Here is a 13,702-nt window from a genome sequence, read left to right on the forward strand (position 1 = left end):
GTTAAACCTGAATATATTGGAGGCGGTTATGGGAAATTATTGTTAGATCATTTTCTGAGTCAGGTAAGTTTACTGACTGATATGGTAGTTTTGGATGCTGATCCTTGTGCCGAAAATTTTTATCAGAAATTTGGTTTTAAAACAATAAGAAATAAACCTACAAAAATAGAAGGAAGGTTTCTTCCGGTAATGTCAAAAATAATATAAAGTATTATGAAATTCACTTTTTTAGGACAAAACTGTTTTTTGTTCACTTACAAAGGAAAAAATATCCTTTCAGACCCTTTCTATAATTATCAGAAAGAACAGTCAGGATTTGATATTAAAGCACACAAAATTGACTATATTTTGTTAACGCATGCACACGGCGATCATATTGCGGATGTAGAAGAGGTATTGGCTCATTATCCGGAAGCAATTATTATTGGAGTACCGGAAGTATGCGGTTATTTTAAAAATGCGAAAAATACATGTGATATTAACCTGGGAGGATCTGCAAAAGTTGAAGATCTCAAGATTTCTATGGTGCCAGCTCATCATACAAGTTCTTTCCCGGATGGTACTTATGGTGGTGTACCTGTAGGTTATATCTTCAGACTTCCTGAAGGAAGAAATATGTACTTAGCAGGTGATACAGGAGTAATGGCTGATATGGAGTTGTTCCCGAGACTTTTTGGTAAAATAGATTTATCTATTCTTCCGGTAGGAAGTCACTATACAATGTGTCCAAGAAAAGCTGCTTTTGCTGCAGGTGAATTATTGAAATCTCCGAAAGTAATAGGATGTCATTTCGATACTTTTCCTCCAATTACAATTAATCACGACAGTGCAATGAAGCATTTTGAAGAGAAAAATGTGGAGTTGGTTTTACCGAAACTGGGTGAGGAATTTGAATTTTAAGAAATAAAAAATGGCAAGCTACCTACATCACACCGCTACGACCAATTACCTTTGCTGTGTTCCCACCCTGGAGGATTCTCAGGAGCTGGTTGTGTAGGACTTGCCAGTGCAAATATAGAAATTATTTATGAATTTGGAAGAGTCTTCTCAAGAAAATCAGAATTTATAGGCGTTAATTAGCCTAATAGCTTGATTTTTAATTTGAAAAAATCTTGAAAATTTTTTAAATTTTGTCATTTAACCTTAAAAAAAGAATTTTTAAATCGACAAAAATGAAGTTTGACAGAGATAATCTTCCCACATTTTAGAAAATTATGACGAAAAATCCAGTAGTTATTGGTTTAGTTTTATACGGAATAACGATGTTGTTGTTCTTTGGTGTTTATTATTTTTTTGCAGGCCCTAACTATTGGGATGTTAGTATGAAGGTTAATGCTTTTGGACTAACTTTTCTTTATGGTATTGCAGCTTTTCTTTCTGTTTTTTGGAAAAAAGGAAACGGATTTATTACTTTTCCTCAAGCTTTTAAACAATCCTTTTTGACATTATTTGTTGGCGGATTTTTGTCGATTATGACGATGTTTGCGTTCCTTAATTACGTTGATACAGATGCACGAGATATGCTCAATCATCAGCATTTTCAGTCTGAAATGCAAAAGCTAGATGAGTCTTATCAAAAGCAAATCAAGGAAATTAATCCAAAAGATACGGACAAGTTAAAGCCGCTAAACGAAGAATACGAAAAGTACAAAATCGGTATTAACAATGCAATAAAGAACAATACCAACTATTTTTCTTTCAATTTTTTATCTTCACTTTTTGGGGGTATTTTATTATTTTATTTACTTTTGTCAATCATTATTTCAGCCTTTTTGAAAAACAAAAAGCGTTACGAATAATCATTTTTACTTATATTTAATTAATGAATCTTTCTATAATTATTCCACTTCTCAACGAAGAAGAATCCATCGAAGAGCTTTTTAACCGTATTGATGTTGTATGCAAGCAACATCAGCTAAGTTATGATGTTTGGTTTGTCGATGATGGTAGCACGGATCTTTCTTGGAGCATTATAGAAAATCTAAAAGTGCAACATCCGCAAGTACATGGGATTAAATTTTCCAAAAATTATGGAAAATCTCAAGCTTTGCACGCGGCTTTTGAGAAAGCGCAAGGTAATGTTGTAATAACGATGGATGCGGACTTGCAGGATTTTCCGGAAGAAATTCCTGAACTTTATGATATGGTTGTCAAAGACGATTACGACATCGTATCAGGTTGGAAGAAGAAGCGTTTTGACAATGTCATGACCAAGAATCTTCCATCAAAACTCTTTAATGGTGCGGCTCGTAAGTTGTCGGGAGTTCATCTTCACGATTTTAATTGTGGACTAAAAGCCTACAAAAAACGTGTTGTAAAATCTATTGACGTGTATGGCGATATGCACAGGTATATTCCTGTTTTGGCAGCCAATGCAGGTTTCAAGAAAATTACAGAAAAACCTGTGCAGCACCAAGCGCGTCCTTACGGAACTTCAAAATTCGGAACCGAAAGATTTATTCGCGGTTTCCTAGATTTGGTAACATTGTGGTTTGTAAGTCGATTTGGTGGACGTCCAATGCACTTTTTTGGCGCTGCAGGAACTTTGATGTTCATCATCGGGTTTTTGTCGGCACTTTGGTTGGGAATCTCAAAATTAATTGATGTTTCCAAAGGCGTTTATGGTCATCTGATCGCGCTAAATCCTTGGTTCTACATTGCTTTGACGATGATGATTTTGGGAACTCTGTTGTTTGTTTCAGGATTTTTGGGCGAGATGATTGTCCGTTCCAAAAGAGATCACAAAAATTATAATGTGGAGGAAGTAATTTAACTCGATTAATAATACAAAAATGGAAGATAAAGTTTTCGGACAAATAGCATTGTCTTTTGTTTTACTAGTATTTATTAACGCGGTTAGTTACCAATTTTTATTCAAATATTTGGAGCTAGGTCGTATATCGGTGTTTTATTTTAACCCGATTATGACCTTGTTCTTTTTCTTGATTTTGTGGTTGTTGACGATGAAGTCAGATCCTGTTTACTCCAACTTTTTTAAAAAAGCTTTTAAGTTTTCGGCGATATTTTTCGTGTTTTACTTTTTTATACCCCAGTTTTTAATTGGCTTAGGAGCTGGAAATAAATAAGAATTATGTTGAAGAGTCGTGTCAATATCATCAATCTGGGACTATTTCTAATATTAGTCGGTTTTTGCGTGGCATTTTTTCTTCAACTAAAAAAGGATAATTTTTTTGATAAGAAAGTTTGGTATTGGTATTTGACGACAGAAAATGTTGATCAACATTACAAAATTATCGATTATCAGCTTATTTATAGTGACGAAGATTATGAAGGATTTAGCGAGGCACAATATCAAATTCTAAATTCTAATAACGCAACAAATTTTAATAACTTAGGCCATATATTTAGTCCAAGTTTATATTCTCAATCACCGACAAAAGCTTATCCTCACTCTTTAAACATAAAATGGTTTTGTTATGAAGACGAAACTTTTTATGAAGTTGAAACAAAACTACCATCGCAAAAAATTGATCAATTAACAGAAAATCTTAAGGCAGCTCCTTGTTTCGTTACTAAAATTCTTCCAAATGGCAAGTTAGAATTTGGAATGACAGAATCAGTAGGAAACTTCAAATCCGATAGTCGTTTTGAGAAGAACAGTAAAATAAACATAATTCCAATAGGGACTTTTCAAGGAAAAAAAATACCTGAAAATCTTGATTTATTAAGAAGTAATGGAGATCGATTCGAGGATGTAAAGACTTTTGAAGATTATATGTTTGTCAATAAAACCAAAGTCAATTGGGGAATAAAGGTTGATTATGTTAAATATCTAAAAGCTAATATTGTCTTTGGAAATGATTTTCTTCAAAATGATTTTAGAATTGAGGATTTCAAAAATAACCAAACTTCGCCTCAAATCAACTTGTTTCCCCAACGTCTACAATTGCAATATTATCTGGATGAGTCAGGATTTCGCTATGATTTTCTGTGCAATCAAATAGATATTATGGAGGCTTACAACACATTAAAACAAAAGTCGACATCCAAAGATTTTTATTTTGTTTTTAAAATAAATGAAGCGGATAATAATTTTGACGTTTACCTTGAAAATTCTGGCTCCGAAATTTTACTTAAAAATGATGTGTCAATTAATAAAATTCAAGAGCTATAGTTTTCAACTATTCTAAGTTAAAAATTTTGCGAAAACGCTATGATTTTTATCTTTATTTGTAACATTAATTTTTCTGATAATTTTTGCCCTTATTTCTGGGAAAAAAGCTAACTTGAAACTTCAAATTTTAAGAATGAAAAACCTAGTTTATTTATTGCTGATAATGACTTTATTTTCGTGTGGAAAGATAAGTCCAAAAGGTAATATCGAAGCTAAAGATGTAGAGCTTTCTGAGTTTACAAAACTCGATGCAAAAGGAAAATTTCGACTTTTTTATGTGGAAAGTCAGCACAATTTTGTGACTGTTGAGACAACTTCTAATCTCTTCAAAAACCTCGAAATTGGTGTTGATAATAAAGTCTTAAATATTAAAGAAAAAAGACCAACAGAAAATGCTGGATTTTATAATTTGACGATTTACGGAAAACATCCTTTTGATGATGTCAAATTAGCAGATTCAGTAGAATTAAATATTTCTAGTCAAATGAAAGTCAATGACTTCAAATTGACACTCAAAGACCAATCCAAATTTATTGGAGGCGTGGTTTCGGACAAAACTTGGCTCAATATGACGCAAAAAAGTCGCGCTAATCTTTTAGGGAAAACCGACCAAGCCTATGTTAAAATCTCGGACACCGCAAGTATTATTTCGCCATATTGGTTTATCAATAGTCTAGAATTGGATTCGAAAAACGGAAACTATACAGAAGTGAATGTCGACGAAGAAATTAAAGGTACAATCACCAATACAGGCAAATTAGTCTATTACGGCAATCCGTCGAAAAAGATAAAAGTTGAAGAAAAAGCAACAATGCAACAAAAGAATTTAAACTAAAAAACACACATAACATTCTATGACAACATTAGATAAAGCAAAGCTTTGGTTAAGCGAAACTTTCGATAAAGAGACAAGAGATACAGTACAAATGCTTATCGATAGCAATTCACCAGATTTAGAAGACTCTTTTTATAGAGAATTGGAGTTCGGAACTGGCGGAATGCGCGGCATAATGGGCGTTGGTACCAATCGTCTTAATAAATATACACTCGGACAAGCGACTCAAGGTCTTGCCAATTATCTTCATCAATCATTTCCAAATCAAGACATAAAAGTTGCGATTGCGTACGACGTTCGTAATAACTCTAAAGAATTTGGAAAATTGGTTGCTGATGTTTTAACAGCTAACGGAATTAAAGTTTTATTGTTCAAAAATCACCGTCCAACACCAGAATTGTCGTTTACGGTTCGTGATAAAAAGTGCAACGCAGGAATTGTGTTGACAGCTTCTCACAATCCGCCAGAATATAATGGTTATAAGGTTTATTGGAATGATGGAGCACAAGTAGTTCCGCCAGATGACGAAAACATTATCAAAGAAGTTTACGCAACGAAATTTGATGCAATAAAATTTGATGGAAATGATGATTTAATCGAGTGGGTAGGTGATGAGCAGGATGATGTGTACATCGATGCTTGCATGGAGAACTCTTTGTATCAAAATGTAGGAAGAGATAATTTGAATATTGTTTTCACGTCAATTCACGGTACAACTTACACGACGATTCCTAAAGCTTTGAAAAAAGCAGGTTTCACAAAAGTTGACTTGGTTACAGAACAGATGATTCCAAGCGGAAATTTTCCAACAGTTGAATCTCCAAATCCTGAAGAACCAGCAGCTTTGGAAATGGCGATGGATTTAGCGAGAATCACCAACGGCGATATCGTTATCGGAACCGACCCAGACGGCGATAGATTAGGAATTGCTGTTAGAAATTTAGAAGGTGAAATGCAATTGCTTAACGGTAACCAAACCAACACAATTTTAACTTATTATATCCTTGACCAATGGAAAAAACAAGGAAGAATTACGGGCAAAGAATTTATTGGTTCTACGATTGTAACTTCTGATGTTTTCTTCGATGTTGCCGCGAAATTCGGTGTTGACTGCAAAGTTGGGTTAACAGGATTCAAGTGGATTGGTAAAATGATTCGCGATTTTGAAGGCAAAGAAAAATTCATCTGTGGTGGCGAAGAAAGTTTCGGATTTATGACAGGAGATTTCGTTAGAGATAAAGATTCTTGCGGTTCTATTTTGTTGGCGTGCGAAATTGCTTCGTGGTGCAAAGCCAATGGCAAAACGATGTATCAATACATGATTGACATTTACAAAGAAGTCGGAATGTATTATGAAGGTTTGATAAATGTTGTTAAAAAAGGTCGTGAAGGAGCAGAAGAAATTCAGAATATGATGAAGAATTTCCGCGAAAATCCACCAAAAGAAATCGCAGGTTCATCAGTTGCAGAAGTTAAAGATTTCAAAGAGCAAACTTGCTTGGTGGTTGCAAACAATGAGAAAAAAGTAATGGATGATATTCCAAAATCCAATGTTTTGATTTATTACACAGAAGATGGAACAAAGGTTTGTGTACGTCCATCAGGCACCGAACCAAAAATTAAATTTTATGTTTCTGTGAAGGATAGCATCAATTCGGAAGCTGATTTTGTAGCAAAACTTCCGATTTTGGAAAAGAAAATTGAAGCCGTAAAAGAGAGTCTTAATCTCAATTAATATCTAAATTCGGGATGAATAAATCCCGAATTTTTTGTTTTTAAATTTTGAAAACGTCTCAATGCATTGTGCATTTTCGAGAACGCCACGAAGTGGCGAACTACAATAGCGGCGGGTAAAACCCCTTGAAAAAACGATTGCAAAATACGTTAAACACGAAGTGTTTAATTAAAGTAACAACGGGCGTAACCCGTTGGAACGGCCATAGAGGCACGACCGCCACGAAGTGGCGAACTACAGTAGCGATGGGTAAAACCCATCGAAAAAACGAATGCAAAATATGTTAAACACGAAGTGTTTAACTATAGTAATAACGGGTGAAGTCCGTTGGAACGGCGGTAGAGTCACGAACGCCACGAAGTGGCGAACTAACATAGCGACGGGTGCAACCCGTCGAAAAAACGATTGCAAAATATGTTAAACACGAAGTGTTTAATTATAGTAATAACGGGTGAAGCCCGTTGGAAAAGCGGTAGAGTCACGAACGCCACGAAGTGGCGAACTACAGTAGCGATGGGTAAAACCCATCGAAACTATAATAGCGACGGGTGAAACCCGTCGAAATCATAACAACGACGGACGTAGTCCGTTGTTTTGAAATAAATAATAATGATATAGCCTAACGAAAATAAATTAGTAAAAAAGAAAATGAAAGTTTCAAAATTAGCAGCCAACCTTATCGGTTCCGAAATTGTAAAAATCGGAAATGAAGTAAACGATATGAAGGCAAATGGAGCACAAATTGCCAACCTTACCATTGGTGATTTGAATTCTCAATTGTATCCAATTCCTGCATTATTAGAGCAGGAAATCGAAAAAGCATACAAAAATCATCAAACCAATTATCCGCCAGCAAACGGAATTTTATCGTTGAGAAAAGCCGTTTCTGAGGATTTAAAAAGCCGATGGAATCTCGATTATTCGCCTGCGGATATTTTGATTACTGCTGGAGCAAGACCTTTGATTTATGCCATTTACAAAACCATTGTAGATGAAGGAGACAAGGTGATTTATCCAGTTCCATCGTGGAATAACAACCATTATACCTATTTGACTTCGGCACAAGGAATTGAAGTGGAAACCAAGCCAGCAAACAACTTTTTACCGACAGCCGAAGAAATTGCTCCACATGTTTCGGATGCGGTTCTTATTTCGCTGTGTTCGCCGCTAAACCCGACTGGTACGATGTTTACAAAAGACCAACTTTATGGAATTTGTGAATTAATTTTAGAAGAAAACAAAAAACGTTCGGCAGATCAAAAACCTTTGTATTTGTTATATGATCAAATTTATTCTAATTTGACTTTTGGTGAGGAGCATTTCAATCCGGTTTCTTTGTTTCCAGAATTAAAAGAATACACGATTTTCGTCGATGGAATTTCAAAAAGTCTTGCTGCAACTGGCGTTAGGGTAGGCTGGAGTTTCGGACCGTCGGAGATTATCGAAAAAATGAAAGCTCTAAATACCCACATTGGAGCTTGGGCACCAAAACCAGAGCAGGAAGCGACAGCAAATTATTATCAAAATACGGCGGAATTAAATCGTTTTGTAAATCATTTTAAAGGTGAGTTAGAAAACAGCTTGAAGGTTTTGCATGATGGAATTCAAGGTTTAAAATCAAAAGGATTGAATGTTGACAGCATTCAGCCGATGGGAGCGATGTATCTAACAATCAAAATGGATTATATCGGCAAAAAAATGTCAAATGGAGATGTTATCGAGAAAACTTCAGATTTGGTATTCTATTTAATTCGTGAAGGAGGTGTTGCGTTTGTACCATTTTCAGCATTTGGATGTTCAGTTACTGATCCTTGGTTCCGTGCATCGGTTGGTGGACTTTCAGTTGATGAAATCAAAGAAATGCTTCCAAAATTAGAAAGAGCTTTAAACTTATTAAATTAATAATGATGAATTATGAGTTATGAATGAAAGCATTGTTGTTACAAAGAGTTTTGACTTTGCTATTAAGATTGTAAATTTCTACAAAAGATTTTCAATTGAGAAAAAAGAATATGTTTTATCAAAACAGTTTTTACGCTCTGGAACTTCGATTGGTCCAAATGTAAGAGAAGCTCAAAATGCACAAAGTAAAATGGATTTTATTCATAAATTGTCAATTGCTCAAAAAGAATGTGACGAAACTATATATTGGTTTCAACTATTAAGGGAAACTGATTTTATTAACTCTGATGAAGCGGATTTTTTAATAAATGATGCAACAGAACTGTTAAAAATTATTCGAAGTATTATTGTAACAACAAAAAAGAATCTCGATTCCAAATAATTCATAACTCATAATTTATAACTCATAACTAAAGTAAATGAAAATCATTGCAGTTATTCCCGCACGTTACAATTCGACCAGGTTTCCTGCGAAGTTAATGGAGACTTTGGGCGACAAAACCATAATTACAACAACATATCAGAACGTTTTGGCAACGGGACTTTTCGATGATGTTTTTGTAGCAACAGATTCCGAAATTATTTTCAACGAAATCGAAAAAAATGGCGGAAAAGCTGTTATGACGGGCGAACACGAAACGGGAAGCGACAGAATTGCAGAAGCTGTTCAGAATATCGATTGCGATATTGTAATTAATGTTCAAGGCGATGAACCTTTCCTTAAATTAGAGCCTTTGCAACAGTTGATAGACGTTTTCAAGACCGATAGCAATAAAGAAATATCTTTAGCATCTTTAAAAATTGAACTTAAAGAAAAGTCAGAAATCGAAAATCCTAATAATGTAAAAGTAATTACGGATAACAACGGATTTGCCCTGTATTTCAGTCGTTCGGTTATCCCTTTTCATCGCGAAATAAGTTTTGATGTTCAATATTACAAGCACATTGGTGTTTATGCTTTTAGAAAGGAAGCTTTGTTGCAGTTTTCAAAATTAGAGATGAAGCCATTAGAAATTTCCGAGAAAATTGAGTGTATTCGCTATTTGGAATATGGTATGAAAATCAAATTGATAGAAACCCATTTTGTAGGCGTTGGCATCGATACACCCGAAGATTTGGAAAAGGCAAAGTTGATAATTGGTCAGAATTAACATCTTTTATAATTTTCAAAAGAAAAAAGCATTTTAAAAAACTTATATTTGGAGTTTAATTGCAAAATGAAGAGATTACTATTAGTATTTGGGGTGGTTCTATCGTGTTTTATTCAAGCACAAACAGCAAAAGAAATTATCGATAAAAATATAGAACTTTCGGGCGGTTTGACCAACTGGAAGCTCTTGAATTCTGTATTGTTACAAGGTCGTGTGACTTTGGGAGTTAATGACGAATATCCGTTTAAAATCTATCAAAAACGTCCTAATTTGACAAAAACCGTGATTATGATTAATCAAAAAGAAACGGCTGTTGAAGGTTATGACGGCAGGAAAGGTTATGCGATGAATTATGCTCAAAACAAGATTCAAGAATATCCGAGTTATGTTCCAGAAAGTTTTGATAATGATTTTATTGATTGGGAAAACAAAGGTTTTGAAGCCAATTTAGTAGGTAAAGAACAAATCGGAAATAACAATTATTTTAAGGTTGAATTGACCAAAAATGTTAACAAAACGATTTATTATTTCGATGTTAAAACATATATGTTGTACAAAGAAATTAAAAAAGAAGAAACCATAACTTATGATGACTATAAGAAAGTTGGTAATCTTGTGATGGCACATCGTATCGAATCTTCTTCGCCTAAAAAAGATGGCGATTATGTTCTTTCTATTTTTAAAATCGAAGTGAATAAAGAATTCCCTGCAAATACTTTTAAGTTTTAATTAAATATAATTGATTATGAAAAAAGTATTTTATCTAAAAACTTGCGGAACTTGCAAAAAGATAATGGCGGAATTCGATTTGTCAGATTGGGAGCTTCGCGAAATAAAATCAGCGCCAGTCACAAAAGAAGAATTGGCAGAGATGTATAAATTGACAAAATCTTATGAAGTTTTGTTCAGTAAAAAATCAACGCAGATCAAGGCGCGAGAAATTGATGTAAAGACCTTGGGAGAAAATGATTTCAAAGATTTGATTCTCGAGCATTACAGTTTTTTGAAAAGACCAGTGTTTATCGCCGATAAAGAGATTTTTGCTGGTAGTGACAGAAAGAATTTAGAGAATCTGCGAGCTTTTTTAAAATAAGATCAAGAAAATATAATTAAATGACACTTACGATTGGAAGTGTCATTTTTTTTTTGAATACGAAATTCTTCACTAAATTTTCAACTTTTCGTAAACCTCATTTCTGTAGCTCAAACCAATTGGGATGTTTTGGGTTTCATCTAAATTATGAAGGAAAAGTAAGTGAAAGTAATGATAAATCATTTTAACAAAAAAAACTCGGCATTCATTAAATGCCGAGTTTCTTATTTTCTTAAGCTATCTAAAAATTGTTCTAGACCGTGTAAATCCGAGATCAAAACTTCTCTCGCTTTGGCGCCGTTAAAGCCACCAACAACGCCCGAAGCTTCCAACTGGTCCATAATTCTACCAGCGCGGTTGTAACCAAGTTTTAATTGACGTTGCAACATAGAAGTCGAACCTTGCTGCGTCGAAACGATGATTCTTGCAGCTTCTTCGAACAATTGATCTTTCTCGTTAGGGTCAAAACTTCCAACAGTAGAAGAAGCTTCTTCGCCGCTGTATTCTGGTAGGATATAAGCATCCGAATAACCTTTTTGCTCACCAATAAACTCTGCTAATTTTTCTACTTCTGGTGTGTCAACAAAAGCACATTGTAGACGCGTAATTTCGTTACCATTGAAGTATAGCATATCACCTTTTCCGATTAACTGTTCAGCACCAGGTGAGTCCAAAATCGTACGAGAGTCGGTGTTTTGGATAACACGGAAAGCGACACGGGCAGGGAAGTTTGCTTTAATCATACCTGTAATAACGTTAACAGACGGACGTTGCGTTGCTACAATCAAGTGGATACCAATCGCTCTCGCAAGCTGCGCAAGACGTGCAATTGGGATTTCAACTTCTTTGCCAGCGGTCATAATCAAATCTGCAAACTCGTCTACAACCAAAACAATATAAGGTAAATAGCGATGTCCGTTTTCAGGATTTAACTTTCGTTCCGTGAATTTTTTATTGTATTCTTTTAAGTTTTTACAAAATGCATTTTTTAGCAATTCGTAACGGTTATCCATTTCTATACAAAGCGAATTAAGAGTGTTAATTACCTTGTTATTGTCTGTGATAATCGCATCTTCCGCATCTGGAAGTTTGGCTAGATAATGTCTTTCGATTTTAGAATAAAGCGATAATTCTACTTTTTTCGGGTCTACCATCACGAATTTCAGTTCGCTAGGATGTTTTTTATAAAGTAGGGAAGTCAAGATCGCATTAATACCAACAGACTTACCTTGACCAGTCGCACCAGCCATCAATAAGTGTGGCATTTTTGCTAAATCCGCCATGAAAATCTCGTTAGAAATCGTCTTACCAAATACCACAGGAAGGTCCATATCCGAAGATTGGAATTTGTTGGAAGCAATCACAGAACGCATCGATACCATGGTTGGATTTTTTCTTGGAACTTCGATACCAATGGTTCCTTTTCCTGGCATTGGCGCGATAATACGGATTCCTAAAGCTGAAAGGTTAAGCGCAATATCGTCTTGTAGTTTTTTAATTTGTGCTACACGAATTCCCGCTTCTGGAACAATTTCGTAAAGTGTTACTGTTGGACCAATCGTTGCTTTAATTTCAGAAATTCCGACATTAAAGTTTTTAAGAAGACCAACAATTTTGTTCTTGTTTTCTTCTAGTTCGTCTTTATTGATTGTGATTTCTTCGCTACCATAATCTTTTAACAAATTAGTGCTAGGCATCTGGAATTTTGCCAAATCCAATCTATGGTCATACAACCCATGTTCTTTCACCAATTCTTGTGATTTAGCTTCATTTGGATCAAGTGGCTCTTCTTTTTTAACCTCGATATTAAAAGCGATATCTTCTGTGTTTGACGCAATATTTTGAGTTGGCGTAACTGGTTTTTCTACAACAGGCGGTGTGCGGAAATCGTTATCTAATTTAATAGAAACGGCTTCTAGCTCTTCTGCTGGTATTATTGGCGGTGTTTCAACACTTTCAAAAGTTGTTTTATTTGGTGTTGCAATTGGTTGAATATCTTCGGTAACTTTAATGTTTGGAAGTTCAGTTGATATTTCTGTTTTTTCAGATTTTACTTCTTCATGATGTTTTTCGAGTTCTTCTTCAAGCTCGGCATCCGCATCGAAGTTTTCTTCCGATTTTGGCATCATATCTTTTATTTTGCCAAAGGTGCTGTCATTAATCTTGTTGAATTTATTCTTGATGCTACTTGGTCTCAAATTAAATTCTAAAACAAAATAAAGCAATATACTTATTAATATGATAAGCCAAAGTCCAACTGAACCAACATAAGCCTTTAGGTAATCCATGATTTGGTAACCATATACGCCACTCCATACGCCATCACCTTTGGTAACTGCACCTAGGAAAATTGGCAACCAACAAATGAAAAATAAGCTATGCGAAATTGTTTTCCAAGGCTTGAAGTAATTTTTCTTAAGAATGATAAATCCGAAAACCATCAACAAGAAAGGAACAATAAAAGCCGTAACACCAATGCTATCGAAAATGAAAAGATTCCCCAGCCAATCACCGATTTTTCCTAAAACATTAGAAGATTTGATGTGTCGGTCACCCATTGTACCAGCTTGCGACTGGTCTGCTTTCCAATTCATTAGGTAAGACACGAAAGCTATGGTCATCATCCCAGCGATGCAAAATAGGATAATACCTGTAACGATGCGGGATTTGGGAAGGATTTTTGTTTGGTCGTTTGTGTTTGTAGTTTTGCTTTTTTCCATTGATAGATACGGTCAATTCCGTGCAAATTTAATCTTTTTTAAATGAATTTTGAAGTTAAATATAGGGCTTTCTTATGGATTTTGGCGTAAATATTTGAGGCTTTGGTGTTTTTCGATTTAAAATTATTTTG

The 13,702-nt window shown here is 34.8% G+C and carries 14 protein-coding genes and 1 other RNA gene; 13 read left to right on the top strand and 2 right to left on the bottom strand.

Features of this window, described 5'->3' with window-relative positions; all coding sequences use genetic code 11:
• Both Q1V95_RS03645 and Q1V95_RS03650 read left to right on the top strand, forming a co-directional pair.
• Positions 1–207 (top strand): GNAT family N-acetyltransferase (locus tag Q1V95_RS03645; protein WP_300670387.1); only part of this gene is annotated, 207 nt, incomplete at its 5' end.
• A 6-nt stretch (positions 208–213) separates the two neighbouring features.
• Positions 214–900 (top strand): metal-dependent hydrolase, encoded by a 687-nt coding sequence (locus Q1V95_RS03650; protein WP_059322399.1) that lies wholly within the window; start codon positions 214–216, stop codon positions 898–900.
• Positions 901–908: 8 nt separating this feature from the next.
• Here Q1V95_RS03650 and ffs read toward each other — a convergent pair.
• An RNA gene (gene ffs / locus Q1V95_RS03655) (signal recognition particle sRNA small type) lies at positions 909–1,006 on the bottom strand.
• Positions 1,007–1,214: 208 nt separating this feature from the next.
• On the opposite strand from ffs, the gene Q1V95_RS03660 reads away from it, so the two are divergent.
• From Q1V95_RS03660 to Q1V95_RS03710, 11 genes are all read left to right on the top strand, one after another.
• Complete coding sequence (locus tag Q1V95_RS03660) at positions 1,215–1,799, top strand: DUF4199 domain-containing protein (protein WP_300670395.1); 585 nt, start codon at positions 1,215–1,217, stop codon at positions 1,797–1,799.
• 23 nt (positions 1,800–1,822) lie between these two features.
• On the top strand, positions 1,823–2,773 hold the full coding sequence (locus tag Q1V95_RS03665; RefSeq protein WP_300670397.1) for a glycosyltransferase family 2 protein: 951 nt from the start codon (positions 1,823–1,825) through the stop codon (positions 2,771–2,773).
• 19 nt (positions 2,774–2,792) lie between these two features.
• The gene (locus Q1V95_RS03670) at positions 2,793–3,086 is read left to right on the top strand and encodes a hypothetical protein (RefSeq protein WP_300670399.1); all 294 of its coding nucleotides are present in this window, start codon (positions 2,793–2,795) and stop codon (positions 3,084–3,086) included.
• A gap of 5 nt (positions 3,087–3,091) precedes the next feature.
• Positions 3,092–4,135 carry a hypothetical protein gene (locus Q1V95_RS03675; RefSeq protein WP_300670401.1) on the top strand — a complete coding sequence of 348 codons (1,044 nt, stop codon included), beginning with the start codon at positions 3,092–3,094 and terminating at the stop codon, positions 4,133–4,135.
• 133 nt (positions 4,136–4,268) lie between these two features.
• Positions 4,269–4,970, top strand: coding sequence for a DUF2807 domain-containing protein (locus tag Q1V95_RS03680; protein WP_300670403.1), 702 nt, complete (start codon positions 4,269–4,271; stop codon positions 4,968–4,970).
• A gap of 19 nt (positions 4,971–4,989) precedes the next feature.
• Positions 4,990–6,705, top strand: coding sequence for a phospho-sugar mutase (locus tag Q1V95_RS03685; RefSeq protein ID WP_300670405.1), 1,716 nt, complete (start codon positions 4,990–4,992; stop codon positions 6,703–6,705).
• Between the two features lie 648 nt (positions 6,706–7,353).
• Positions 7,354–8,607 carry an aminotransferase class I/II-fold pyridoxal phosphate-dependent enzyme gene (locus Q1V95_RS03690; protein WP_300670407.1) on the top strand — a complete coding sequence of 418 codons (1,254 nt, stop codon included), beginning with the start codon at positions 7,354–7,356 and terminating at the stop codon, positions 8,605–8,607.
• A gap of 19 nt (positions 8,608–8,626) precedes the next feature.
• Positions 8,627–8,989, top strand: coding sequence for a four helix bundle protein (locus Q1V95_RS03695; RefSeq protein ID WP_300670409.1), 363 nt, complete (start codon positions 8,627–8,629; stop codon positions 8,987–8,989).
• Positions 8,990–9,026: 37 nt separating this feature from the next.
• Entirely contained in the window at positions 9,027–9,758 is a 732-nt protein-coding gene (kdsB, locus tag Q1V95_RS03700) for a 3-deoxy-manno-octulosonate cytidylyltransferase (RefSeq protein ID WP_300670411.1), read from the top strand.
• Positions 9,759–9,824: 66 nt separating this feature from the next.
• Positions 9,825–10,487 carry a histidine kinase gene (locus tag Q1V95_RS03705; RefSeq protein ID WP_300670413.1) on the top strand — a complete coding sequence of 221 codons (663 nt, stop codon included), beginning with the start codon at positions 9,825–9,827 and terminating at the stop codon, positions 10,485–10,487.
• 16 nt (positions 10,488–10,503) lie between these two features.
• Positions 10,504–10,851, top strand: coding sequence for an ArsC/Spx/MgsR family protein (locus tag Q1V95_RS03710; RefSeq protein WP_300670416.1), 348 nt, complete (start codon positions 10,504–10,506; stop codon positions 10,849–10,851).
• Positions 10,852–11,075: 224 nt separating this feature from the next.
• Here Q1V95_RS03710 and Q1V95_RS03715 read toward each other — a convergent pair whose 3' ends face one another.
• The gene (locus Q1V95_RS03715) at positions 11,076–13,571 is read right to left on the bottom strand and encodes a DNA translocase FtsK (RefSeq protein WP_300670418.1); all 2,496 of its coding nucleotides are present in this window, start codon (positions 13,569–13,571) and stop codon (positions 11,076–11,078) included.
• Positions 13,572–13,702: the final 131 nt, after the last annotated feature.

Source organism: Soonwooa sp. (assembly GCF_030151385.1).
In the GTDB taxonomy this organism is placed as follows: domain Bacteria; phylum Bacteroidota; class Bacteroidia; order Flavobacteriales; family Weeksellaceae; genus Soonwooa.

Bases quoted from the DNA above. Each gene is read 5' to 3' on its own strand.
- Q1V95_RS03685 (WP_300670405.1), top strand. From the start codon at position 4,990: ATGACAACATTAGATAAAGCAAAGCTTTGGTTAAGCGAAACTTTCGAT.
- Q1V95_RS03650 (WP_059322399.1), top strand. From the start codon at position 214: ATGAAATTCACTTTTTTAGGACAAAACTGTTTTTTGTTCACTTACAAA.
- Q1V95_RS03715 (WP_300670418.1), bottom strand. From the start codon at position 13,571: ATGGAAAAAAGCAAAACTACAAACACAAACGACCAAACAAAAATCCTT.
- Q1V95_RS03670 (WP_300670399.1), top strand. From the start codon at position 2,793: ATGGAAGATAAAGTTTTCGGACAAATAGCATTGTCTTTTGTTTTACTA.
- Q1V95_RS03705 (WP_300670413.1), top strand. From the start codon at position 9,825: ATGAAGAGATTACTATTAGTATTTGGGGTGGTTCTATCGTGTTTTATT.
- Q1V95_RS03680 (WP_300670403.1), top strand. From the start codon at position 4,269: ATGAAAAACCTAGTTTATTTATTGCTGATAATGACTTTATTTTCGTGT.
- Q1V95_RS03660 (WP_300670395.1), top strand. From the start codon at position 1,215: ATGACGAAAAATCCAGTAGTTATTGGTTTAGTTTTATACGGAATAACG.
- Q1V95_RS03695 (WP_300670409.1), top strand. From the start codon at position 8,627: ATGAATGAAAGCATTGTTGTTACAAAGAGTTTTGACTTTGCTATTAAG.
- Q1V95_RS03690 (WP_300670407.1), top strand. From the start codon at position 7,354: ATGAAAGTTTCAAAATTAGCAGCCAACCTTATCGGTTCCGAAATTGTA.
- Q1V95_RS03675 (WP_300670401.1), top strand. From the start codon at position 3,092: ATGTTGAAGAGTCGTGTCAATATCATCAATCTGGGACTATTTCTAATA.
- kdsB (WP_300670411.1), top strand. From the start codon at position 9,027: ATGAAAATCATTGCAGTTATTCCCGCACGTTACAATTCGACCAGGTTT.
- Q1V95_RS03710 (WP_300670416.1), top strand. From the start codon at position 10,504: ATGAAAAAAGTATTTTATCTAAAAACTTGCGGAACTTGCAAAAAGATA.
- Q1V95_RS03665 (WP_300670397.1), top strand. From the start codon at position 1,823: ATGAATCTTTCTATAATTATTCCACTTCTCAACGAAGAAGAATCCATC.